Genomic DNA, 22,715 nt, shown 5'->3' on the forward strand with positions numbered 1-22,715 from the left:
TGGTGCTGGAAGAGGTGCTCATGGCTAGCCCTTTGGGCATATCTAAATAACTTCACGAAATATTAGATCTCGGCCTACTATTTGAAAAATCTTTATTTTGAATATGTAATATCAGAAATTCTGATAATTAGGCTGCCATGACTCCGGACCAGTTGCTGACCTTCGCTTGTGTGGCCGATACCGGCAACATCAGCCGCGCCGCCCAGGTGCTGCATTTGTCCCAACCTGCCGTCTCGGGCCAACTGCGCATGCTGCAGGAATGGTTCGGCGAACCGCTGTACCGCCGCAGCGGGCATGGCATCGCGCTGACGGAAGCCGGCGAACGCCTGGCCGAGCAGGCCCGGCAGTTGCGCCAGGTGTATCGCCAGGCGCAGGCCGTGCGCGAGACGTGGCGCGGGTTGGAAACGGGCGCGCTGCGCCTGGGCGCCAGCACCACGCCGGCCAGCTATCTACTGCCGCGCCTGGTGGCGGATTTCCGCCATGCCTTCCCCGCCGTCAGCCTGCACCTGTCCGACGGCAACACGCGGGAAATCGTCGAACGGCTGCCCGCGCTGGACCTGGCTTTCATTGAAGGGGATGTGCCCACCGGCCTGCCGGCGGACACCGCGGTGCATGCCTGGCGGCAGGACGAAGTCGTGGCGATCGTGCGGGCCGACCACGCGCTGGCGGGCAAAGGCGCGGTGACGTTGCGCGATCTGGCCGCGTCGCCGCTGGTCATGCGCGAGCCGGGCTCGGGCGTGCGGCGGCTGGTCGAGCGCGCGTTCGCGGACGCGGGACTGGCGCCGTCTGTGGGGCTGGAACTGGCAGGCGTCGAAGGCGTGAAGCAGGCCGTGCGCGCGGGGCTGGGGGTGGGATTCGTGTCCGTCATGTCGATGCGGCATGAGGACGGGGCATTGGCGGCGTTGCGCCTGTTGCCCAAGCCGCTGACCCGCACGCTCAGCATCCTGGTGCCGCATGCGGACGCCGCCGCCCGCGCCACCGGCCGCTTCCTGGCGATGTGCCTGGCGGTCGGGGCGGCGGACGGCGGGTAAGGTTCAGGCTTTGGCCAGACGCTTCAGGGCCAGTTGAACCCAGTACGTGCCGCCCAGGGGCAGCAGTTCGTCGTTGAAGTCATAGCTGCCGTTGTGCAGCATGCAGGGGCCCAGGCCGTGGCCGCTGTCGCGGTGGTCGCCCGTGCCGTTGCCGATCCAGACGTAGCAGCCGGGCAATTCCTGCAGCATGAAGGCGAAGTCTTCCGCGCCCATCGTGGGTTGCACGTGGTCGTTGACGTTGGCCTCGCCAACGATGTCGCGCAGCACGTCGGCACAGAACGCGGCTTCTTCGGCGTGGTTGATCGTGGGCGGGTAGTTGCGCTGGAACGTGAATTCCACCTCGCAGTCCATGGCCGCGCAGGTGTGGCGCGTGATCTCTTCCATACGGCGTTCGATCAGGTCCAGCACGTCCAGCGTGAACGTGCGCACCGTGCCGCGCAATTCGGCGTGGTTGGGCACGACGTTGTCGGCGCTGCCGGCATGGATCTGCGTGATGCTGAGGACCGCCGCGTCCAGCGGGTTGCGGTTGCGCGTGATGATGGTCTGCAGCGACTGCGCCAGCTGCACGGCGGCCATGACCGGATCGATGCCCAGGTTGGGCATGCCGGCGTGCGTGCCCTTGCCCTTGACCACGATCGAGAATTCATTGCTGGAGGCCATGATGGGGCCGGGCGTCAGGCCGAACTGGCCGGGCTTCATGCCGGGCCAGTTGTGCATGCCGAACACCGCTTCCATCGGGAAACGCTTGAACAGGCCGTCGTCGATCATGCGCTTGGCGCCGCCGCCGCCTTCTTCGGCGGGCTGGAAGATCACGTAGACGATGCCCGCGTAATCGCGGTGCTGCGACAGGTATTGCGCCGCGGCCAGCAGCATGGCGGTGTGGCCGTCGTGGCCGCACGCGTGCATCTTGCCTTCGTTCTTGCTGGCGTGCGCAAAGGTATTGACCTCTTGCATGGGCAGCGCGTCCATGTCGGCGCGCAGGCCCACGGCGCGGTCGCCGGGCTGGTTGCCGCGGATGATGCCGACGACGCCCGTGCCACCCAGGCCGCGGTCGACTTCGATGCCCCATTCTTCGAGCTTGGCCGCCACCACGTCGGCGGTGCGGAATTCTTCGAAGGCCAATTCAGGATGCGCGTGGATGTCGCGGCGGATCTTGGAGATATCGTGATGCCAGGCGACGATGGGTTCGAGCAGTTTCATGGGGGAAGTCAGGCGGAATAAGGGAACGCAACAAGGTTATCATCAATCAAAAATCTATTTAATGGAGACAACTACCATGACGCGTCCGTGGCTTGCCCATTACCCGCAGGGGGTGCCGGCAGAGATCTCCACTGAGGGTTATTCCTCACTGGCCGACTTGCTGGACCGGGCCTGCAAGCAATACGCTTCGCGCATCGCCTGCACGGCGATGGGCAGCGATATCACCTATGCGCAACTGGACAGGCATGCGCGCGCGTTTTCAGGTTGGCTGCAAAGCCTGGGGCTGCCCAAGGGCGCCCGGGTCGCGCTGATGATGCCGAACGTGCCGGCGTATCTGGTCGGCATGCTGGGCACGCTGCGCGCCGGATTCGTCGTCGTGAACGTGAACCCGCTTTACACGGCCGACGAGCTTGAGCGCCAACTGCAGGACAGCGGCGCGTCCGTCATCCTGATCCTGGAAAACTTCGCGCACACGCTGCAGGCCGTGAAGCACCGCGGGCAGCTCAAGCATGTGGTCGTGACCGGCCCGGGCGACCTGCTGGGTGGCCTGAAGGCGCCGATCGTCAACTTCGCTGCCCGCCATATCAAGAAGATCGTGCCGGCCTGGCGCATCGAGGGCGCGCGCATGTTGCCCAAGGTGCTGGATGACGGCGCAGGCCTGCCGTTCACGCCGCCCGTCCTGACGATGGACGACGTGGCGGTGCTGCAATACACCGGCGGCACCACCGGCGTGCCCAAGGGCGCCATGCTGTCGCACCGCAACCTGACGGCCAACGTGCTACAGACGGAAGCCGTGGCGCAGCCCGTGGTGCATGATCTGGCGAACAGCCAGCTGACCATCATCAGCGCGCTGCCGCTCTACCACGTGTTCGCCATGACGGTGTGCGGCCTGTATGGCCTGCATGCGGGCATGCGCAACGTGCTCATCATCAATCCACGCGACCAGCCGTCGCTGATCAACGCGTGGCGCAAGGTGCCGGTGAATCTGTTCCCCGGCGTCAATACGCTCTTCAACGCGTTGGCGCACAACCCGGATTTCGCGAAGCTGGATTTCTCGGCGCTGCGGTTGACGCTGGGCGGCGGCATGGCCGTGCAGCAATCGGTGGCCGAACGTTGGCTGAAGATCACCGGCAGGCCGCTGATCGAAGGCTATGGCTTGTCCGAGACCTCACCAGTGGCGACGGTGAACCCCACCAACGCCACGGCCTATTCGGGTTCCATCGGCCTGCCGTTGCCGTCCACCGACGTGGCTATCCTTGACGACGCCGGCCACGAAGTGCCGCTGGGCGAACGCGGGGAAGTAGGCATCCGCGGCCCGCAAGTCATGCTGGGGTACTGGCAAAAGCCCGAGGAAACGCGGCAGTCCATGACGGCCGACGGCTTCTTCCGCACGGGCGACATCGGCATCATGGACGAGCAGGGCTACACGCGCATCGTGGACCGCAAGAAGGACATGATCGCGGTGTCCGGCTTCAAGGTCTATCCGAACGAAGTCGAGGCCGTCGTCGCGCAACTGCCGGGCGTGCTGGAATGCGCGGCGATCGGCGTGCCCGATGAGCACTCGGGCGAAGCCGTGAAGGTGTTCGTGGTCAAGAGCGATCCGTCGTTGACTGAAGCCCAGGTGCAGGACTGGTGCCGGGAAAAGTTGACGGGCTACAAGCGCCCGCGCTTCGTGGAGTTCCGCGATGAACTGCCCAAGAGCAATGTGGGCAAGATCCTGCGCCGCGAACTCCGGCCCGATGCGCCGGCCGCCGCGCCCGCGGGCAAGGCGACGGCCTGAAGCCCGGCTTCAGCCGGGATTGGCGAGGTGGGGCGCGATCATCTCATGCAGGGCGCGTTCGATGGCGGGGTTGCCCGCCACGACGCGTCCGCCGATCGGCCAGGGGTCCAGCTTGTGCATGTCTGAGCATGTGCCGCCCGCTTCTCGCAGGATCAGCGTGCCGGCGGCCACGTCCCAGGGCGCCAGGCCCATTTCCCAATAGCCGTCGTAGCGGCCGCAAGCCGTCCATGCCAGGTCGAGCGCCGCTGCGCCCATGCGGCGCACGCCGCGCGCGCGCTTGATGGCGTCGTCCAGCATGGGCATGTATTGCGCGGCGAAAGAGAAGTCGCGGAACGGGAAACCCGTGGCCAGCACGGAGTCTTCGATCGTCTGCGTGCGCGAGCACTTGATGCGGCGGCCATTGAGCCACGCGCCGATGCCATACACCGCCGTGAACAGCTCTTCGCGGTTGGGGTCGTACACCACGCCGATCACGGGGGTGTCTTCCGTCAGGGTTTCGGTGGCCGATACCGCGGTGCCCGCGTGGGCGATCAGCGCGATCGACACGGCGTAGTGCGGGATGTCGTGCAGGAAATTGGTGGTGCCGTCCAGCGGGTCGATGTACCAGGTGGCGATGCCCTTGGGCTTGCCGCCGGTCTCTTCGGCCACGATGCCGAACTTGGGCGTGCGGGTCTGCAGCTCCTGGATAATGACGGCCTCTGCCTCGCGGTCCGCTTGGGAGACGAGATCGTTGCGCGCCTTGCGGTCGATCACGAGATCGGCGCGGTGATGCGCGTAGGATTGCAGGATGGCCGCGCCGCCATGAGCCGCAGTGACGGCCGCGTCGATTGCGGCGCACAGGTCTATGGGCGAAGCCTGCGAACGGGGCTGATCATAGGTATCCATGTAAACCAGTGTAAGCCCATGTATGCGTCAAATCTGAGGCAAAGGCCTGAAACACCGGCGCCAGCGTGGTGCCCATCCAACGCCGACGCAGCAGACGCTCGATAATTCGCCTTTGTCTCAACCTTGATTGTTTTTCCCGGATCCCATGTCTGCGCCCTATGTTCCCTTGACGCCCGCAGTGGTCGAATTCGATGCTGACGGCAAGCTGTATAGCCCCCTGTATGGCGATGTGTATCACTCGCCGTCGGGTGCGCTGGGGCAGGCGGAGCACGTGTTCCTGCGCGGCAACGGCCTGCCCGGCCGTTGGCAAGGCCGCAAGGGGTTCACTGTCTGCGAAACGGGGTTCGGCCTGGGGCTGAATTTCCTGGCGCTGTGGAAGGCGTGGCGCGATGACCCGCAACGGTCCGCCACGTTGCACGTGATCTCGATGGAAGCGCATCCGTTCACGCAGGAAGACCTGTCCGCATTGTTGGCGCGTTACGCGCCCGAGCCGTTTGCGGCGCTGGCGCAGCGCCTGGCCGCGCAGTGGCCCGCATTGCTGCCGGGGGTGCACCGACTGGAATTCGAGAACGGCGCCGTGACGCTGACGCTTTGTTTCGGGCGTGCGCAGGTGCTGGCGCCGCGCTTGAGCGCCCGGGTCGATGCCTTTTTCCTGGACGGCTTCGCCCCTGACCGCAATCCGGATATCTGGGCCGAACCGCTGTTGCGCGCGCTGGCCGGTCTTGCGGCGCCGGGGGCGACGGTGGCGACCTGGGCCTGCACCGGCGCGCTGCGGCAAGCCTTGGAGGAAGCGGGTTTCGATGTGCGGCGCGAGCCCGGCTATGGCGGCAAATGGCATATGACGGTGGGTGTGGTCCGCGAGCAAGGCCGCGTGGCAGCCGCCCCGGGCGTGGATGCGGGCCATGCCGTGGTGGTGGGCGCGGGGCTGGCGGGCGCGGGAATCGCGCAAGCGCTGGCAGGCCGCGGCTGGCGCGTGACGGTGCTGGATGCGGGTCGGGCGCTGGGGGCGCCCGCGCATGCGGGGCATCTGGCAGCGGCGCTGACGCCGGTGGTGGCGCGGGACGACAATGCGCGGGCGCGGCTTTCGCGCGCCGGCAGCCAGCGCGCCCTGGCCCGATGGCAAGGCTTGGCAGGCGGTGCGGCGCCGCGGGTGTGCGGCACCGTGCAGGTCGAGCGTGATGCGGGCAAGTCGGCCGCGCTGGCCGGCACCCTGGAGGCCTTGGCGTTTCCGTCCGATTGGGTGCGTCAGGTGGACCGCGACGAGGCCAGCGCCCTGGCCGGCCTGCCGCTGGCCCGCGGCGGGGTGTTCTTCGCCCAGGGCATGCTGGTGCAGCCGAACCGGTTGATCGATGCGCTGTTGGCGACGGCGGGCATAACGCTGCTTCCGGGCCAGGCGGCGCGTGTGGAGCGCAGCGCGCAGGGCTGGCGTGTGCTGGACGGACAAGGCGCCGAATTGGTGCAGGCGCAAACGGTCATCCTGGCCAATGCGGCCGGCGCGCGCGGCGTGCTGGCTGACAGCGGCCTGCTGGACCCCTTGCCGCGCGTGGCGCAGATGCATGCGCTGACGGGCGAGGTGACGCTGGTGCCTGCCGCGGCGCTGTCGGGCGGCCCCCGCTGCATCGTCGGCGGGGAAGGGTACCTGCTGCCGGATGTGGGTCCAGGCTGCGTGGTAGGCAGCACGTACGTCCATGACGCGGCCGAGGCGCGGATCAGCGCAGACGGGCAACGCGTCACGCTGGCCAAGGCGGCCGGCCTACTGAGCGGTCACTTGCCGGACTTCGACGCCCTGGTTCCCGGCAGCCTGCCCGGTTGGGCCGGCTGGCGCGCGGTGTTGCCGGGACGCTTGCCGGCAGTGGGGGAATTGCCGCATGCTCGGGGCCTGTGGCTGGCCGTGGGCTATGCCTCGCGGGGGCTGTCCTGGTCGGCCTTGATGGGTGACTTGATTGGTGCCCGCCTGGCGGGCGAGCCGTCGCCGCTGGAAACCGATCTGGCCCAACTTATTTCTCCGCGGTGAAAAAAAGTCAGGGCCGTGACGGGCCTTGGGGTCAGGTGGCGTAGAATTGCAGTAATTGCCAGGATTTGGCGCCAAATAGGCCGCATTGGCCTCAAAGTTGGCGTTTCGGCAGCTCGCGGGCGTGAAGACCGATGGGCGCTGGCCGAGGGCTTTATGCCCCTTTTTTGGATGAGATCGCCTTCCAAAAGAGGGACCGAGTTTATTTCAAAGCTCAAATCCGTCAAAATAGCGTCTTTTGATGGTTTTTGGCTTAAGCCGGGGGATGCTCTGTGCCGCCCAAGTTCGACTTTGCCCATACTACCCAGCTCGATAATGTCGAGCTGCTGACGTCCCGCCCCAGTCGCTTCGATTTCGATGCGGGCGATGGGTTGCACCTGGTAGTCGAGGCGCATGCGCCTGGTGTTTTTCGCCTGCGCTGCGGCGAGGCGAACCACCTGAATGAAGATAAGCCCAGCGCGCGTGCGCGCGCCGTGGCGGAGATGCTGCTCGCGCGCCAAGAGGCCGTGGGCGAAGCCGCCATTGCCCCTCGCGAAGGCGGGGATGGCTGGCGCATTACCCAGGGCGACGTCGCCCTGGAGATTCAATCCAACCCCGTGCGCGTGGCGCTCTACCGCAACGACGAACGGGTGTTCGAGTCCGAGGTTTCCGCGCATACGCCCGCATTTGGGCATAACGCGCTGGACCAGGACGATGACGCGGTCTGGTCGGCGGGGTTCACCCTGCAGGCGGACGATCGCGTCTTCGGCCTGGGGGAAACGCCGGGCGACCTGAACCGCCGCGAAGAATCGGTCGTTTCCGATGATCCCGAGCACCGCGCCTTGCCATTGGCTTGGAGCCCGCGCGGCTGGGGCGTCTACGTGAACACCATGCGTCGCGTCGAGCACGCGGTGGGCGTCGCGCCCGCGGATTCGGCCTACGTGCTGACCGTGGACGACGCCGTGCTGGACTTGTTCCTGTTCGCTGGCGAACCCGCTGAAATCCTGAATCAGTACACCGCGCTGACCGGCCGCGCCGGCCAGCCCGTGCTGTGGGCGATGGGCGCGTGGCTGCAGCAGGCTGCGGGCGAAATGCCGACGCAGACGGTGGCCCTGGTTGCCCGCATGCGCGAAAACCAGATCCCGGTGGATGCCGTGACCTTGGCGCAGCCGGCAGCCTGGGGTTTTCAGGCGGACAAGGCTGTTTTCGAATGGGACCCCCAGCGCTTCCCGGACGCCAAGCAGATGCTGGCGCTCTTCCATAAGCACAACGTGCACGTGTCGGCCTCCGGTTTCCCCGGGGTGCTGAAGACCAGCCCGTTGTTCGAAGAATTGGAAGACCGCGGCTGGCTGCTGGCCAAGGACGACGGTTCGGCCCAGGTGTTCGACGGCAACGCCGCCACCTCCGGCCAGCCGTACGGCCTGCTGGACCTGACCTATCGCGACATCTACAACCAGTGGGTCGAGCGTCATCGCCAACTGGTCGAAGACGGCCTGGACGCGCCTGCGTGCGACGCCCAGATCGCCATTCCCGACGGCGTGACCGCCCGCAACGGTGAAACCGGCCCGGCGCTGCGCAGCATGTATCCGCTGCTGGTACGCCGCGCGTTGTTCGACGCCGTCGCCGGCCTGAAGGTGCCGCCGGAAGGCGTGGTGCCCAGCGCCGACCTGTTCCCCGCCGCCCAGCGCTTGCCGTGGCAAGTGGGGCCGCAGGTGGAAAACAACTGGGAGGGCCTGCGTCATACGCTGCGTACGGCCTTGTCGATCGGCGCCAGCGGCGTGCCCGTGCAAGTGCATGGGATCGGCTCGGGCTCGCGCGACCGCGCGGGCATGACGTCCGAGCTGTACCTGCGCTGGCTGACCGTGGGCGTGTTTTCGGCGAACTTCTCGTTCCAGGGCGTTGAAGGCCTGATGCCTTGGGACTTTGGCGAAGAAACGCTGGCCCAGGCCAAGACGTGGATGCAATGGCGCTACCGCCTGGTGCCTTATGTGCTGGGCGCCATCGAGGATTCGGCGCGTACCGGTCTGCCGGTGCAGCGTTCCATGGCCCTGTCGTTCCCGAACGATCCGCATGCCCATGAATGGGACCTGCAATACCTGCTGGGCCCGGCCCTGCTGGTGGCGCCGGTGACCGAGCCCGGCAAGCAGGTGCGCGTGTACCTGCCCAAGGGCGAGGCCTGGTGGGACCTGAACACGGGACACCGCTACGAAGGCGGCACCACCTGGACGATCGACTGCGAACTGGGCCAATTCCCGGTTTTCGGCCGCGAAGGGCACATGCTCTGTCTGGGACCGGCCGCGCAGCATACGGGCGAGTTCAACTCGGCCCGCATCCTGGACGAAGTCTGGATGTTCGGCATGCCGGTGCATAACCCGGTCGTCATGCGCAACAAGATCCGCGTGATGCAGATGCAGGGCTCCAGCTACATCAAGGGGCTGGAAGGACTGCGGATTTCGCCGTCCGAAGGCCTTGAGGTCAAGCGCCGGGGCGCGGAAGTCCGCATTTCCCGCGCTCGCTGACAGTAGCGTGGCCGGTTTGCCGGCCACCGCGACAAAAGGGCAGTCAGGAAGGCTTTCCTTCCTGGCTGCCCTTTACGCCTTCTGTCCGGCATCCGATTGCAGGATTCGAGATAGGCCCCGTCGGCCCGCCCTCGGGCGCCCACGGCGTTCTATATTACTTATAGTTATAGAAAATGGAAAAAACGGTCGTTCTCTTTAGAAGAGAAAAGATACAAAATCGCTTGCCATGATCCACATCGAGAACCTATCCAAGACCTATGCCACGCCGCATGGAGCATTCCAGGCGCTGCGAGGCATCAACCTGCATATTGCGCAGGGCGAGGTCTTCGGCATCATCGGCCCCAGCGGGGCCGGTAAAAGCACGCTGGTCCAGTGCATCAATTTGCTGGAACGCCCCAACGAAGGCACGATCGCCATCGGCGGGCAGCAACTGACCGGCCTGAATGAAGCGCAGCTGCGCGAGCAGCGGCGCCGCATCGGCATGGTGTTCCAGGGCTTCAACCTGCTGTCGCGCCGCACCGTCTACGGCAACGTCGCCTTGCCGCTGGAAATCGCCGGCGTGGCCAAGGCCGAGATCCCGGCCCGTGTCGAACGCCTGCTGGCGCTGGTGGGCCTGGAGCATCTGCGCGACCGCTACCCCAGCCAGATCAGCGGCGGCCAGAAGCAACGCGTGGGCATTGCGCGCGCGCTGGCCAACAACCCTGACGTGTTGCTCAGCGATGAAGCCACGTCCGCGCTGGATCCGGAAACCACGCACAACATCCTGGCGCTGCTGCGTGACATCAACCGCAAGACCGGCGTGACCGTGGTCATGATCACGCACCAGATGGAAGTCGTGCGCGAGGTCTGCGACCGCGTCGCCGTCCTGTCGCAAGGCGAAGTGGTGGAAGTGGGCAGCACGCGTGAAGTGTTCGCGCAGCCGCGCCACGACGTCACGCGCGGCATGGTCTCGGCCGCCACCGCGTCCGACCTGACCGACGCCACGCTGGCCGCCGTGAAGGAACGCATCGCCGCATTGGCCGCCGCCAAGCCGGGCCAGGCCGTGCGCCTGCTGCGCTTGTCGCTGACCGGCACGGACGCGTCGGGATCATTCCTGTCGGACCTGTCCAAACAGTACTCGCTGGACGTCGGCCTGGTGCAGGCCCGCGTCGAAGACATCCAGGGCGTGGCCGTGGGCACGATGTTCGTGCTGGCCCAAGGCACGCCCGCCGCGGTCAAGGACGCGATTGCCGCGTTGACCGCCCGTGACATCACCGTTGAAGAAATAGCTCATGAGTCCGCAACTGATCGATCTGCTTATTACGTCGCTGCTTGACACCCTGCTGATGGTGGGTGTGGCCAGCGCCATCGCGGTGGTCATCGGCATTCCGCTGGGCGTGACGCTGACCGTGACCGCGCGCGGCAACATGCTGGAGAACCAGCCCGTCAACCATGTGCTGGGCGCCATCATCAACGCCACCCGCTCGGTGCCGTTCGTGATCCTGATGGTCGCGATCATCCCGTTCACCCGTCTGGTTGCGCAGACCTCCATCGGCACCACGGCCGCCATCGTGCCGCTATCGGTGGCCGCGATCCCGTTCATGGCCCGCATCGCCGAGAACGCCATGCGTGAAGTGGACCCGGGGCTGATCACCGCCGCGCGCGCCATGGGCGCCTCGCCGATGCAGATCATCCTGAAGGTGCTGCTGCCCGAGGCCTTGCCCGGCCTGATCGCCGCCACCATCGTCACGGTCGTCAGCCTGATCGGCTATTCGGCGATGGCCGGCGCCATCGGCGGCGGCGGCCTGGGCGACCTGGCCATCCGCTACGGATATCAACGTTTCCAATCGGACGTCATGGCCGCGGTCGTGATCGTGTTGATCGTATTGGTCCAGGCCATCCAAAGCCTTGGCGACCGCTTCGTGCGCCGCATGTCGCATCGCTGATCGCAACCGCGCCTATTCATTCTTCTCTCTCTACATCCGTTATTCGGGATATCGCAACATGAGCATCAAGGTTTTGAAGTCGCTGGCCGCGTTCGCCCTGGGCGCCGCCGTTTTCGCCCAGCCCGCGCTGGCCCAGGACAAGCCGTTGAAGGTTGGCGTCACCGCCGGCCCGCACGCCCAGATCTTTGATGTGGTCAAGGCCGAAGCCGCCAAGCAGGGCCTGAACATCCAGATCATCGAATTCACCGACTACGTGCAGCCCAATGTGGCGCTGGCCTCGGGCGACCTGGACGTCAACAGCTACCAGCACCAGCCCTATCTGGACAATGCGAACGCCGACCGCGGCTACAAGCTGGTCAGCATCGCCAAGACCGTGATTTTCCCGATCGGCATCTACAGCAAGAAGATCAAGTCGCTGGCCGATCTGAAAGACGGCGCCCGCATCGCGCTGCCGAACGATCCGACCAACGGCGGTCGCGCCCTGCTGCTGCTGCAAGCCAATGGCCTGATCAAGCTGCGTCCCGAAGCCGGCCTGAAGGCCACCCCGATCGACGTGGTCGAGAACAAGAAGAAGCTGCGCTTCATCGAACTGGACGCCGCCCAACTGCCGCGTTCGCTGGACGACACCGACGCCTCGGCCATCAACACCAATTTCGCGCTGGAAGCCGGCCTGAACCCGACCAAGGACGCCATCGCCCAGGAGTCGCCGGATTCGCCGTACGCCAACGTGCTGGTCGTGCGTGAAAAGGACAAGGACCGCCCCGAGTTCGCCAAGCTGGTCAGCATCTATCACAGCCCGGCCGTCAAGCAGTTCATCGAGACCAAGTACAAGGGCGCCGTGGTGGCTGCCTGGTAAGGCCAGTCTCATCCGCGCTTGGGAACGGCCGCCTTGTGCGGCCGTTTTTCATGGGCGGCCGCAAGCGGGATAGGGCGATCTGTCGTCAATCTTTTTGACAAGTCCCAAAAAATCCGCCATAATTTCTGGCTTCGGTCGGGCTGATAGCTCAGTCGGTAGAGCAGCGGACTTTTAATCCGTTGGTCGCGAGTTCGAGTCTCGCTCAGCCCACCATCAAAACTTTGCAGTATCAAGAACTTACGCCGCTTCTACAAGCGGCGTTTTTTCTTGGCGTTCTGACTTTGACCAAAATTCGACCGTGGCCGAATGGTGCGCGAGGTGAGACGGGGCCAGGTGAGCATATCGCTGCACCATGTCCAGTGTCTCCCAACCGCCGAGGTCCTTCAGCACCATGAGCGGCGTGCCAGCCTGTACATGCCAGCTGGCCCAGGTGTGCCGTAGGTCGTGAAAGTGAAAGTCGTCAATGCCAACTTCTGCGCAAGCGCGGCGAAGACAGCGCGCATCGACCTGACCAATCTTGCGGACGAGGCCGTCGCGCGACGGCCTCTCGAAGACGTACTTCTTCGCCTTGGGAATCCGACGCTGCAGGACTGCAAGAGCATCCGCGTTGAGCGGCACAGAACGTGCGTAACCGGATTTCGCCTCTTCTGCGATGACCCAGGCATTGGAGCGCGGCATGTCGACGTTGCTTGGCTTGAGCGAGAGCAGTTCGTCCTCGCGCATACCGGTGGCTACTGCGACCAAGCTCACGTCCCGCATCCATTCGAGCGTCATGGCGCTAATCAAGCGGCCGATAACGTCCTTTGGTTCCCAGCGCACTCGATTATCGGGCTCGACGAACTCGGCGAACTTGGGACACTTGTCGATCCAATCCCACTCCTCGCATAGCTTGAGCATTCGGCGCATCGTTGCAAGATAACGATTCTTCGTAGCTGCGCTGACTGGAGTGGGTTTCCGATGACGGTGCGTCGTGTGAGTGGGCAGCTTGTCCGCGATCTCGTCGAATTTTAAAGAGCGAATGGCGCGTCCAGAGAACTGCGTGCGCCAGTAGGCAATGTGCCGGACCTTGCTGTCGTAGTCTCGCAGGCCGTCCCAAAGTCGAAGGCACCGTACAGCGGCTTCTTCATACAAGCGGTCGGGTTGCTCACCGAGCTTGGCTTGGCGCCACAAATCAGCCTTCAACTTGTCGTGATATTCCTGCGCGGCTTGCCTGTCCGATGTTCCAGAAGAGCATCTAACTCGCGGGAGGCCTGGGACGCGGATATCAACTTGCCAGATACCTGAGGTTTCATCTTTGCGGATGGGCATGGTGCTTCTCCCAAGACCCGCAGCGATAGCTGGGTGACATTGTTCTTCTTTTCCGAGAATGCAGCAAGGCGCGAAGGCCAGATCCGCCAGGCGCCACGCGCCCTAAGCTGAAATCCAAGTTCCTTGCGATAGCTGAAGATTGTGCTGTAGGAAACATTGAGGCGTTCAGCGGCTTCATGCAGCGTGAGCGCCTTTTCATCCGTGGTCTGCACGGAAAGTGCATTGAGCATCGTGAACACCTCTAAATTGGATGCATACCCGAGGGGTCGACTCATCCGCCCGCGCCTGTCGGAAGCAGTTCATGCAGAACCATGGCGGCAATGGTGGCACCTCACGGGGAGCATCTAGGCGGTTTTGGGGGGCAATTCGGGCACTGGGTCACCGATCGCGGCATTCCACGACCACCAGCCTCCGGCACCGAATGTTTCGTCATAGTGCGCAGCCTTCTCTTTTTTGCGCGACAAGTAATCCGTGCCGGACATGCCCCAAACTTCAAGGGGGATCGGCTCAGGCAGGTCGCGCAGCCAAAAGTCGGGAAAGACCGCGTCTTCGCCTGCGTCGAATCGCAGGGGCTTTTCAAATCGGCGCTTCTCCGCAACGAGCTTCTCAGCGATCAGAACTTCATACCCCGAATCGACCGGGATGCAGTCACGCGTGATCTGCATGAGCGCGATGTCCACGACCTGCGCTCGCATGTTGCCCGCCGAGGATTTCGGCGGATCTGTTTGCGCAACCGCGATGATTGGGTTTCCAGCGCGCCAAGCGTCAATCTCGCGGCCGAAGCGGCGCTCGAGCGCTGCCCAGATGCCTTCGTCCAAGGCCATGAAAGGTATGCCGTGAAACCCGGCGATAGGCAGTACTTCACTGCCGTCCATTCCTTCCTGATGCTGGGCGAGCGGCGCAACAATGACCAGGCGGCGGCGCTGTGTGATCGCTTCGAGACTCTTAGCCTTGTTGTGTCCCGCCTGCTGCCCCGAGCCGGGCTGCGTGGCAATCACGAGGTTTTGCGACAGTCGAGCGCGGCCTGCATAGGTCGATGTCGCGATACGCATCAGGTGGTGGTGAACCACGCCGAGGTTGCGCTTGCCTTCCATGCCGGGAGTCCACGTATTCAGGCCGGCTTGCGTCCAGAGGAAATGAAGCAGGCCGAGCAGTGTCATGCTTGCTTGGCCGGACCGGGGTCGAGGGGTGGCGACCTTCGTCTCGGCCAGTCCGGCATTGTTGCTTTCATCAGGCGCGACAGCCGCGCGCTGTTGCAGCCCAACCTTGAGCTTGATCTTCACTGCGCCGTCATCCAGCTCCTGCACGACACCGCGGCGATAGGAGCCAAGGCCGGACATGCTGGGATCGACGCCGTAGTAGATACAGTCTTCGCTATGCTCGGCGCCCGTCTCTGGAAAGCGGGCGAGATGGAACCTGTCGGAATTGGCCCTGCTGTGAATTGAGAGGCGCTTTTCACCGGCACCGGGGCACGTGCAGCGCACGTCCGCCTTTCCATGAGCCATCAGCAGGACTCGCTTCCAACCCTCCTTGTATTCGTCCAGCGTTTGAAACTCAGGGGAGTAAGGGCGTTTGTTGGGACCGAGCGTTATTTCCACCGGGTAAACCTTGCGGTCCATCATTTGCCTCCCAAGGTGGCACAAAGCGTTGTGCTCACGAATTGCTGTTTTGCGCAGACGTCTTTGACATCGGAATAGATGAGGTAGAGCGCGTAGCCCGCCGCGAAGATCAACGCGGCGATCGTCCAGACGAAAAATTGCTTCATCAAGATTTCATGTGCGAGATGGCGGATGAGGGGGGCACATGCAGACGCGAGCGCGTCGCCAGAATGCAGAGGCCGACGTAAGGTCGGGTCGTCCTCCCTCCTGCAAGTGATGGCAGCGTGTTTAGGCGCTAAACAGCAGAAGGCGTATCGGCCTTGCTGCGACTTTGGAGCGTACACATCCGAATCGGAGCGCTCAGCCGGAGGCGTTTAGCTGCTAAACACCTCTCAGTCGATTACTGAACGCCGATTCGGATGCCGCCAGCGAGATACCACGACGCTGGCGGATTCCTGCCGACTTGCACGGCGCAGGCCAGTTGTTCTCCCGGCCGGGTGTTCGCCCCGCCGTTACTCGCCACGGAGGGCATAGACATTCTGCTTAGGCGCTCGCGCCCTTCACTCGAAGGGCTGGTGGGAAGGCGGGATCGTTGATCCCTTCCTGCCTCATCTCGAGATCTAGGTGGTCTTCCAGGCTCTGCGCCTGAACAGATTTTTTCAACCACATGCTTGCCGCACCTGGCCGGACTTCACGGGCCTCTACGGGACCCCTAGATTTTTGCTGCTTCTTTTCGTCCCCGGGGCTTTCCGTGTTCGCAGCCAACTCCCCTTCTGCGGCGCCCTCTCGGGCGGCGCAGGACGTTACTTCTGTGCGTATTGTTAAAGAGCGGCAACCCATATTTGGGTGTGTGCGAACATGATAACCCGTAAATAAACGTTGTCAACCCAAATATGGGTTTACTAAGGCAGCCGTGTTCTAGCCGAGTTAGGGGCGAACAAAAGGACATTGTTTTCGTATTTGGTAACAAAAGGCCTAAATTTCGGCCGCAAGCTGCCGTTTGTACCTATATCCAACCAGTAGACAGTGGCACCCGTCGTGGTTTCGATCCGCCATTGCGGGAATCTATGCGCGTCGCTTGGGGGATTCCCCCTTTTTTGCAAGCGTTTGACGCTCAGCCTCTGAATAACGTTCTATATCGTTCAAAATCAGCTGCTGGAATGCAGGATTGAGGGTGCGGAAGCACTCCAACAAAGTTTGCTCTTCCTTTGAGAGGGGCAGGGTTCCTGCCACGGGCTCGGTCATTAACGACGGCAGATGTGCCGGATCCAGGTCCTCGACAAACAATTGCCAAAGGTCCAAACCAAAAGCCCGTGCGATTTCCGCAACGCTTTCCACTCCTGCGCTTCCCTGCGCGCGACGAACACGGTCAACCGTCGACCGCGTCAGGCGGCCGTTCGTTTTCTTCTCAAGCGCGGCATTAGATAGACCAGCCGTACGCATGAGCTGATCGACGTTCGTGCCGACGAGTTCTGTAGCTTTTTTTGCCATACGGAACTATGCCGCGCCGGCGTGCATATATGTGGGTTGAAATAACCCAAATACGGGTTAGAATCGCTTGCATGAGCGAACTTCAATTTTTTGACCGGGTGTTATCCCGCCTCCGCGCCGTCCCGTACAACGAACTCGGCGTAGTCGCCGACGCGACGCACGTGTCGCTGAGCAATCTCCGTAAGATCCGCTACGGCGAGGTGAAGAATCCAGGAGTCCAGACGGTTCAGGCCCTGGCTGACTACTTCGCTGCCATAGACGTCCCCCGCGACCGATCCAATCAAACTTCCGCTGTTCCCGCTAAAAAACCGTAGGGACGGCCGATGATCTTCGGTGTTTAGCAGCTAAACACGGAGTCTCGCGTTGGCTGCTGTGCATCCGTACCTCACAAGGACAGAGGAATGGCAAACATGAGAACTGTTGTAATCGCACAGAACAAAGGTGGTGTCGGCAAGACCGCTGATGCCATCCACATTGCGTTTCACGCCGCCGAACGGGGGCTCAAGACACTCGTAGTGGACCTGGACACCGGGAACCTCTCCAAGACCATGCGTCAGCACCGCTTGGAGGTACCGGCGAGCGCACTGTTTCTCGATGAGATGCCGGTCGTTCGCGACGCCCCAGGCCCTATTGCCCTGCTGCACGCAGATCGGCTTCTGGCCAACGTCATCTACATGCCCCTCGAGCGAGCACTTCGAAATTTCCAGGTAAACCTGCGCGAATTTGAAACGCGGGGCTTTGATCTCTGCGTGATCGACACGCCCGCCAGCATCGGCATCGCCACCATTACTGCACTGCGCACCGCGGATGCGGTGATCAGTCCAGTCGAGATGGAGGACTACAGCATCGAGGGCATCAAAGACATGATGCGCGTGATCGTCGGGGCCAAGCAGCACAACCCGAAGCTGCACTTCCTGGGTATTGTGCCGAACCGGGTTGACCGCCGTAACCCGCGTCAGGTCAAACATCTTGCCGAGGTACAAGCTGCGCACGGCAAACTTCTGGCCCCAGTTGTGGTGGGTCTGCGCACTAGCGTCGCAGAGGCACTGGCTGCGGGCGAACCCGTCTGGAAGAGCAGGAAGACAACGGCACGGGCAGCAGGCGCGGAGATGCGCGCCCTCGGCAATCACGTCCTGCAAACGATGGGAGTGGCGAAATGAGTTTAGCCGCTAAACACGGTGATGCCGGCGGCCTGGACTTGGCCGGCCTGGGCGATTTGGCGTCGCTGCTAGACGGCGCGCCGCCCCAGGCGCGCGAACCCGGCTCCTATGACATTAGTCTCATCCACGAAGATGAAAAGAACTCCCGCGGCAAAAACAATCCGGGATACAGCGTGGAGAGCATCGCAGAGCTAGCTGCGTCGTTCAAACGCCAAGAGCGCAAGGGTAAGCGTGCCATCAAGTCTCCTTTGTCGTTGCGACCGCATCCAACAATTCCCGGACATTTCATTATCAATCACGGTCACCGCCGATTCCGTGCAGCGAAGGTCGCTGAGATGACTTCGGTGCCGGGGTTCGAAGATCCGGATTTCGATGACTTCGATCAGGTCGTGGAGAACGTGCAGCGCGAGAACCTAACCGCGCGGGAAATTGCGGACTTTATCGGCGGCAAGCTGTCAGCTGGTTGGTCCCGGGCCGACTTAGCGCGTCAGCTCGGTAAATCGAAAGCCTGGGTAAGCCATCATGCAGGTCTACTCACGCTGCCCGAACCCGTCGCCGAAGCGGTTGCGGCGGGGAAGGTGACTGATGTGACGCTCGCCAATGAACTGGCCGTCGCGCACCGTGAGCAACCGGAGGCCGTCGCAGATCTGTTGAGCGCGAATGAGGCCAAGCCTACGCGGTCGGCGGTGAAGGCGATTCGGAAAGCCGGAGGTGCGAAGCGAGCGTCGTCAGACGCACTGGCGGAGGAGACGCCACAGTCATCACGTGATGAGACGACAGCCCGCGCCGTAGTGGCGGAATGTTCGACCCATGTGTTCCATGCAAAAGAACCAAGCACCCCACCCGAAAATGGCGAACTACCGCCCACGGTTGGCCCGGAAGTCCAACGAAGCATGGATCGCCTCGAGCAGCATCGACGGGAAGGCGCAAACCCGGTGCTTCAAAAGAAAGGGACTGATGCCCTGGCACGCCTCATCAACATCGCACAGCGTGATACTGGCCAAAGCAAACGGGTGGCGGACTTTCTGCTTTCGTGGTGGAACGCGACCAGGTGCGGTGGCTTCGACCTGACCGATATCTGGAGCGTGGACGCTGAGATAGCCGATGACATGCTCGTCGTGATTGGCCTGATCCGCCAAACACGCGCGTATCCCGATACCCTGGGGACCGAGGTACATGCGCAGTTCAAGGCCCTGGTTGCGCTTTGGCGTCCGGCACTGTGCGACGCCTGATGTATCGTTTAGCCGCTAAACACCGAAAGAGGAGCCATCCGATGGAAAAGTCTTTGGCCAAAATTAATTCCCAGATCCGCTGAGGTATGTCGGGCCGATAACGACCGAGGCTGTGTGAAAACTCGTGATGGACTTGTTTTCGAGGGTGTTCAAACCCTTCCCTCAACTCCGATCGTCGATCCTGAGTTGATCTGAGAGGCCAACTTCCGACATGACCCTCAGCACGGTGAGTTTTCACACAACCTCGACCCAGAGCGGTCGGTCTGCCTCCCACCTCTCGGCGCAGATTCTCTGGCATCCAAAGCGAATTCGATTCGCCCAGCTGCAACTGCGCATAGTGACATCGCGTAAACGGCGCGTGCGTCAACTGCCTAAAGTTTTGCCTAGTTCCAAGCGTAATGTCGCGGGTAGTTTTGAGACGAGCTAGGTTTTGATTTGCACGCAGAGTTGAACCACCTTTACGTTTGATTTGCATGTAAGTCCGAACAACCTCGTGAACACCATCCTGCTCGGTACGCGTGTGGGACACAGGAGTGATCGACGTGGGTCTTCTCAGCATTACTCGCCGTTGGCATTTGCGCGATCATGGCTCTTTACGAGAGATTGCCAAGCGACTTGGCATATCGCGCACCTCGGTGAGACGCTATCTGCACTCGTCGTGGCTCAAGGTCGAGGCTAACCGCACACGCAAGCAGCGACGCTCGCTTTTGGAGCCGCACCAGGATTCTTGCTCTCTAGGCTATACGGGCTCTTACGACCGAGTCGCTGCTTTCGCGTTCGTCACTAGCCCAGAACTCAGGGCGGCGTTGCCGAATGTGCCGACGGCCCCAGAGGCAGGGATGCCCAGACTTTCGGCCGTGGCGTGGTTCGGATCGCCGGCGCCCAATGACATGCCGACTGCCATGGTGGATAAGATTAAGCAAGCCATCGCTCGGGAATTCGCCAAACCCCGTCCGGATTGCGGAAAATCCTGAAGTTCTGAACGATCGTTAGACAAAGGGAGAATGAGAATTGCGGGGCTCACATGGCTACCTGCGAGTGCCTTTTGCCCGGGGCCTCATTAACAGGTATTCCATGGTGATCGATGCTTGGGTGCCATTTTGAATCCCCTGTAGCAGTCATGGACAAACTCACTCAGGCTTTCGCATTTGAACGGCGCATCAAGGCTTTGTTCGATCCAATGAGTATTCTTCCGACATTGCCAGAGCCGATTGGAACCGCCGGCAAGCGCCTAATTCCCTAAGGCTTGATATCCGTTCCATCTACTGACTGAAAATCGCTCCGCCATCTTCAGGCTGCACTGTCCCTGGGCCGCTTGTGCAAGGACTTCGCCCACCGCAGGCGCAATCTGAAAGCCTCCCCCCGAAAACCCGAAGGCGTGCAGCAGCCTCGGCACCTTGGCGCTGAAGCCGATGACGGGATTCTTGTCGGGGAAATAGCCTTCTATTCCCGACCAGCAGCGGATGATGTTGGCGCGGGCGAGGGCGGGCAGAATGGCCGGGCCGGTGCGGCCGAGATCGGCCAGGGCCGCGGGACCTGGGCGGCTGCGATCGCCGGGCAAGGCATGGCCATAACCGCCTCCCATGACGACATTGCCGCGCGCCACCTGCCTGGCGTAGAAGCCTCCACCTTCGACGCCCAGCGACACGCCGATCTGCGGTGTGAGCGGTTCGGTGACGAGCAGGGTGGGGTACTTGACCTGCAAGGGCAGGACGTCGCCAAACCAGCCGGCCACGACAGCGCCCCATGCGCCGGCGGCGTTGATCACCGTGGCGGCGCGAATGCGGCGCCCGTCCGTGGCCGTCAGCAGGAAGTCGCTTGCCATGGTGTCGACGTGGGCGATGGCGCAGTGCTCAAGCAGTTGGGCGCCCGCGCGCGCCGCGGCGTGGGCGAAGGCGGGCGCGACCAGGCGAGGATTGGCCTGGCCGTCTTCGGGGCAAAGTGAGCCGCCGACGATGTCGGGCGCCAGCGCGGGAAAGCGCCGGCGCAGGGCGGCGCGGTCCAGAATCTCCAGGCCCAGGTCAAGGTCGCGCACCTTGTCGCGATAGGCGACGAGTTTGTCCAGGTCCGCTTGCGATCGGGCAAGTTTCAGATGACCGGTGCGCACGTATTCGGCGTCGGTACCGATCAGCGCCGGTAGCCGTGCCCAGATGCCGTGGGCGCGCTGGGCGAGGTGTAGCTGTTCAAGGTTGCGGCCCTGGCGGCGCACGCCGCCGAAGTTGACGCCGCTGGCGCGCGCGCCGCACAAGTCGCGTTCGATCAGCAGGGTGGAGACGCCAGCGCGCTGTAGCGCCAAGGCGGCGCTGGCGCCGACCAGGCCCGCGCCGATGATGGCGACGTCGGTATGCAGCAGTGTCATGACGGGTTCTTGTCAAAGCTTGCGAACGGCAGGGGTTTGACGGGCGCCTGTCCTCGCGGGCGGCCGACGGCCGCCAGGGGGATTTTCCGGCAGTCGGCCAGCAATTCGGCGGCGCCGCTCTGGCACAGGCGGCCCTGGCACAAGCCCATTCCGATGCGCGTCAGGGCTTTCAGGCGGTTGAGGTCATCGATGGCATATTGCGCGGCGGCGGCGCGCAGCGCTCCCGCCCGCACTTCCTCGCAGCGGCAGACGATGACGCTGTCGTCGCAGCCGGAGCCTGCGGCCGGCAGCGGGAACGCACGGTCCAGACCATGCCGAAAGCGCGTCAGCGCGGCCTGCCGGCGCGCCAGCCAACGCAGGCGCTTGGGGTCGACGCGGATGCCGCTGTCGGCCAGCATGGCAAGCGCGCTGCGTTCGCCGGCCAGTTCGGCCAGTGCGGCGCCGCCGATGCCCGCGCCGTCGCCCGCCAGGTAGACGCCGGCGATCGAGCTGCGGCCGTCGGCGTCGCGTCGCGGCAGCCAGGCGCGCTGGGCGGCGTGGAAATCGAAATCGCAGTCGAGCAGGTCGGCCAGTTGGGTTTCGGCGCGCAGGCCGTGGCCGACTGCCAGCGCGTCACAGGCAATGTGGCGTTCGGCGTCGACGATGCGCGCGCGCGCGCTTTCGATGCGGGTCTCGCCCCGGGCCGAGATAAGGCTTGCCGAATGGTGCACGGGTACGCCGTGCGCGCGCAGCCATCCCAGGTAATACAAGCCCTTGGCCAGCGTGCCCACCTGATTCAGCAGCGCGGGCAGGGCGCGTGCCTGGCCAGCCAGCGGCGCGCTATCGAGCACGGCCTGCACCTGGCCCCCGGCACGCGCGTATTGATAGGCGACGAGATACAGCAAGGGCCCGGTGCCCGCGAAGACGATGCGCGGCCCCAGCAGGCAATGCTGGCCCTTCAGCGCAATTTGGGCGCCGCCCAGCGAAAAGACGCCAGGCAGGGTCCAGCCGGGAAAGGGCAGAACGCGGTCGGTGGCGCCGGTGGCTATCAGCAGTTGGGAGTAGGGCAGTTCATCCAAGTCGCCGTCTTGCGTAACGAGATCTAGGTGGCCGGGCGCGGTGTTCCACACGGCGGTGTTTGCGCGGTAGTCGGCCTGCTGGCGCAATTGGGCGCCTGCCTCGTGGATGCGGGCCGCGCGCTGATGTTCGAAGCCGTACCGCTGGCGTGCGGTGCCGCGCGGGACGGGGCTTTGGCGATAGATCTGGCCGCCGGGCAGCGCGGCCTCGTCGATGACGACGGGCCGCACTCCGTGGCGCAGCAGCGTTTGTGCGGCGCGCACGCCGGCGGGTCCTGCGCCCACCACCACCACGCTCGGCGGCGCATCGGACATGGGAGGCATGT

At 63.5% G+C, this 22,715-nt stretch carries 19 protein-coding genes, 1 tRNA gene and 1 pseudogene; 12 read left to right on the forward strand and 9 right to left on the reverse strand.

The genetic code is table 11. The annotated features are described in order from the left end of the window. Positions 1-137 precede the first annotated feature (137 nt). Complete coding sequence (locus ACO6D5_RS02355) at positions 138-1,031, forward strand: LysR family transcriptional regulator (RefSeq protein ID WP_088587632.1); 894 nt, start codon at positions 138-140, stop codon at positions 1,029-1,031. A 3-nt stretch (positions 1,032-1,034) separates the two neighbouring features. Here the strand turns inward: ACO6D5_RS02355 and ACO6D5_RS02360 are convergent, their stop codons facing one another. Further along, the gene (locus tag ACO6D5_RS02360) at positions 1,035-2,231 is read right to left on the reverse strand and encodes a M20 aminoacylase family protein (RefSeq protein WP_006226285.1); all 1,197 of its coding nucleotides are present in this window, start codon (positions 2,229-2,231) and stop codon (positions 1,035-1,037) included. Between the two features lie 76 nt (positions 2,232-2,307). Here ACO6D5_RS02360 and ACO6D5_RS02365 point away from each other — a divergent pair, with 76 nt between their 5' ends. Next, positions 2,308-4,011: an AMP-binding protein gene (locus ACO6D5_RS02365; RefSeq protein ID WP_485824528.1), complete on the forward strand. Its 1,704-nt coding sequence runs from the start codon at positions 2,308-2,310 to the stop codon at positions 4,009-4,011. A gap of 9 nt (positions 4,012-4,020) precedes the next feature. Here the strand turns inward: ACO6D5_RS02365 and ACO6D5_RS02370 are convergent, their stop codons facing one another. Continuing rightward, complete coding sequence (locus tag ACO6D5_RS02370) at positions 4,021-4,896, reverse strand: inositol monophosphatase family protein (protein WP_315844792.1); 876 nt, start codon at positions 4,894-4,896, stop codon at positions 4,021-4,023. A gap of 145 nt (positions 4,897-5,041) precedes the next feature. Here ACO6D5_RS02370 and mnmC point away from each other — a divergent pair, with 145 nt between their 5' ends. The 6 genes from mnmC (at position 5,042) to ACO6D5_RS02400 (ending at position 12,399) form a co-directional block, all read left to right on the forward strand. After that, positions 5,042-6,910, forward strand: coding sequence for a bifunctional tRNA (5-methylaminomethyl-2-thiouridine)(34)-methyltransferase MnmC2/FAD-dependent 5-carboxymethylaminomethyl-2-thiouridine(34) oxidoreductase MnmC1 (gene mnmC / locus ACO6D5_RS02375; protein ID WP_485824529.1), 1,869 nt, complete (start codon positions 5,042-5,044; stop codon positions 6,908-6,910). Positions 6,911-7,179: 269 nt separating this feature from the next. After that, complete coding sequence (locus ACO6D5_RS02380) at positions 7,180-9,405, forward strand: glycoside hydrolase family 31 protein (RefSeq protein WP_485824530.1); 2,226 nt, start codon at positions 7,180-7,182, stop codon at positions 9,403-9,405. A 226-nt stretch (positions 9,406-9,631) separates the two neighbouring features. Beyond that, on the forward strand, positions 9,632-10,720 hold the full coding sequence (locus ACO6D5_RS02385; RefSeq protein ID WP_315844789.1) for a methionine ABC transporter ATP-binding protein: 1,089 nt from the start codon (positions 9,632-9,634) through the stop codon (positions 10,718-10,720). Then, a complete protein-coding gene (locus ACO6D5_RS02390) occupies positions 10,677-11,330 on the forward strand; it encodes a methionine ABC transporter permease (protein ID WP_006226291.1) in 654 nt (217 codons plus the stop codon). Before ACO6D5_RS02385 ends, ACO6D5_RS02390 begins: the two co-directional genes overlap by 44 nt. 58 nt (positions 11,331-11,388) lie before the next feature. After that, positions 11,389-12,186, forward strand: a complete 798-nt coding sequence (locus ACO6D5_RS02395; RefSeq protein WP_315844788.1) for a MetQ/NlpA family ABC transporter substrate-binding protein — start codon at positions 11,389-11,391, stop codon at positions 12,184-12,186. Positions 12,187-12,323: 137 nt separating this feature from the next. Continuing rightward, a tRNA-Lys gene (locus ACO6D5_RS02400) sits at positions 12,324-12,399 on the forward strand. A 24-nt stretch (positions 12,400-12,423) separates the two neighbouring features. Here the strand turns inward: ACO6D5_RS02400 and ACO6D5_RS02405 are convergent. The 5 genes from ACO6D5_RS02405 to ACO6D5_RS02425 all read right to left on the reverse strand — a co-directional run bounded on the left by ACO6D5_RS02405 (position 12,424) and on the right by ACO6D5_RS02425 (position 16,583). Beyond that, positions 12,424-13,368 (reverse strand): tyrosine-type recombinase/integrase, encoded by a 945-nt coding sequence (locus tag ACO6D5_RS02405; protein WP_227741349.1) that lies wholly within the window; start codon positions 13,366-13,368, stop codon positions 12,424-12,426. Further along, on the reverse strand, positions 13,365-13,724 hold the full coding sequence (locus tag ACO6D5_RS02410; RefSeq protein ID WP_227741350.1) for a hypothetical protein: 360 nt from the start codon (positions 13,722-13,724) through the stop codon (positions 13,365-13,367). The genes ACO6D5_RS02405 and ACO6D5_RS02410 overlap by 4 nt, the downstream gene beginning before the upstream one ends. A gap of 114 nt (positions 13,725-13,838) precedes the next feature. Beyond that, a complete protein-coding gene (locus ACO6D5_RS02415) occupies positions 13,839-15,116 on the reverse strand; it encodes a DUF1173 family protein (protein ID WP_152383403.1) in 1,278 nt (425 codons plus the stop codon). After that, positions 15,113-15,259, reverse strand: coding sequence for a hypothetical protein (locus ACO6D5_RS02420; RefSeq protein WP_175157260.1), 147 nt, complete (start codon positions 15,257-15,259; stop codon positions 15,113-15,115). The genes ACO6D5_RS02415 and ACO6D5_RS02420 overlap by 4 nt, the downstream gene beginning before the upstream one ends. A gap of 898 nt (positions 15,260-16,157) precedes the next feature. Further along, the gene (locus ACO6D5_RS02425) at positions 16,158-16,583 is read right to left on the reverse strand and encodes a hypothetical protein (RefSeq protein ID WP_152383404.1); all 426 of its coding nucleotides are present in this window, start codon (positions 16,581-16,583) and stop codon (positions 16,158-16,160) included. A 71-nt stretch (positions 16,584-16,654) separates the two neighbouring features. Between ACO6D5_RS02425 and ACO6D5_RS02430 the strand changes: the two genes are divergently transcribed. The 4 genes and pseudogenes from ACO6D5_RS02430 to ACO6D5_RS02445 form a co-directional block, all read left to right on the forward strand. Further along, positions 16,655-16,897 carry a hypothetical protein gene (locus tag ACO6D5_RS02430; RefSeq protein ID WP_152383405.1) on the forward strand — a complete coding sequence of 81 codons (243 nt, stop codon included), beginning with the start codon at positions 16,655-16,657 and terminating at the stop codon, positions 16,895-16,897. 96 nt (positions 16,898-16,993) lie between these two features. After that, a complete protein-coding gene (locus tag ACO6D5_RS02435; protein ID WP_152383406.1) occupies positions 16,994-17,743 on the forward strand; it encodes a ParA family protein in 750 nt (249 codons plus the stop codon). Continuing rightward, complete coding sequence (locus ACO6D5_RS02440; RefSeq protein ID WP_152383407.1) at positions 17,740-18,975, forward strand: DUF7673 family protein; 1,236 nt, start codon at positions 17,740-17,742, stop codon at positions 18,973-18,975. The genes ACO6D5_RS02435 and ACO6D5_RS02440 overlap by 4 nt, the downstream gene beginning before the upstream one ends. Positions 18,976-19,508: 533 nt before the next feature. Further along, positions 19,509-19,751: pseudogene (locus ACO6D5_RS02445) on the forward strand (helix-turn-helix domain-containing protein); the annotation flags it as partial. Positions 19,752-20,206: 455 nt separating this feature from the next. Here ACO6D5_RS02445 and ACO6D5_RS02450 read toward each other — a convergent pair. After that, complete coding sequence (locus ACO6D5_RS02450) at positions 20,207-21,334, reverse strand: NAD(P)/FAD-dependent oxidoreductase (RefSeq protein WP_152383408.1); 1,128 nt, start codon at positions 21,332-21,334, stop codon at positions 20,207-20,209. Beyond that, positions 21,331-22,713, reverse strand: coding sequence for an FAD-dependent oxidoreductase (locus ACO6D5_RS02455; protein WP_485824536.1), 1,383 nt, complete (start codon positions 22,711-22,713; stop codon positions 21,331-21,333). The genes ACO6D5_RS02450 and ACO6D5_RS02455 overlap by 4 nt, the downstream gene beginning before the upstream one ends. Positions 22,714-22,715 lie beyond the last annotated feature (2 nt).

Source organism: Achromobacter sp. (genome assembly GCF_057314935.1).

Coding starts and splice junctions, on each gene's coding strand:
- ACO6D5_RS02355 (WP_088587632.1), top strand. CDS start 138: ATGACTCCGGACCAGTTGCTGACCTTCGCTTGTGTGGCCGATACCGGC.
- ACO6D5_RS02360 (WP_006226285.1), bottom strand. CDS start 2,231: ATGAAACTGCTCGAACCCATCGTCGCCTGGCATCACGATATCTCCAAG.
- ACO6D5_RS02365 (WP_485824528.1), top strand. CDS start 2,308: ATGACGCGTCCGTGGCTTGCCCATTACCCGCAGGGGGTGCCGGCAGAG.
- ACO6D5_RS02370 (WP_315844792.1), bottom strand. CDS start 4,896: ATGGATACCTATGATCAGCCCCGTTCGCAGGCTTCGCCCATAGACCTG.
- mnmC (WP_485824529.1), top strand. CDS start 5,042: ATGTCTGCGCCCTATGTTCCCTTGACGCCCGCAGTGGTCGAATTCGAT.
- ACO6D5_RS02385 (WP_315844789.1), top strand. CDS start 9,632: ATGATCCACATCGAGAACCTATCCAAGACCTATGCCACGCCGCATGGA.
- ACO6D5_RS02390 (WP_006226291.1), top strand. CDS start 10,677: ATGAGTCCGCAACTGATCGATCTGCTTATTACGTCGCTGCTTGACACC.
- ACO6D5_RS02395 (WP_315844788.1), top strand. CDS start 11,389: ATGAGCATCAAGGTTTTGAAGTCGCTGGCCGCGTTCGCCCTGGGCGCC.
- ACO6D5_RS02410 (WP_227741350.1), bottom strand. CDS start 13,724: ATGCTCAATGCACTTTCCGTGCAGACCACGGATGAAAAGGCGCTCACG.
- ACO6D5_RS02415 (WP_152383403.1), bottom strand. CDS start 15,116: ATGATGGACCGCAAGGTTTACCCGGTGGAAATAACGCTCGGTCCCAAC.
- ACO6D5_RS02420 (WP_175157260.1), bottom strand. CDS start 15,259: ATGAAGCAATTTTTCGTCTGGACGATCGCCGCGTTGATCTTCGCGGCG.
- ACO6D5_RS02425 (WP_152383404.1), bottom strand. CDS start 16,583: ATGGCAAAAAAAGCTACAGAACTCGTCGGCACGAACGTCGATCAGCTC.
- ACO6D5_RS02430 (WP_152383405.1), top strand. CDS start 16,655: ATGAGCGAACTTCAATTTTTTGACCGGGTGTTATCCCGCCTCCGCGCC.
- ACO6D5_RS02435 (WP_152383406.1), top strand. CDS start 16,994: ATGAGAACTGTTGTAATCGCACAGAACAAAGGTGGTGTCGGCAAGACC.
- ACO6D5_RS02440 (WP_152383407.1), top strand. CDS start 17,740: ATGAGTTTAGCCGCTAAACACGGTGATGCCGGCGGCCTGGACTTGGCC.
- ACO6D5_RS02450 (WP_152383408.1), bottom strand. CDS start 21,334: ATGACACTGCTGCATACCGACGTCGCCATCATCGGCGCGGGCCTGGTC.
- ACO6D5_RS02455 (WP_485824536.1), bottom strand. CDS start 22,713: ATGCCTCCCATGTCCGATGCGCCGCCGAGCGTGGTGGTGGTGGGCGCA.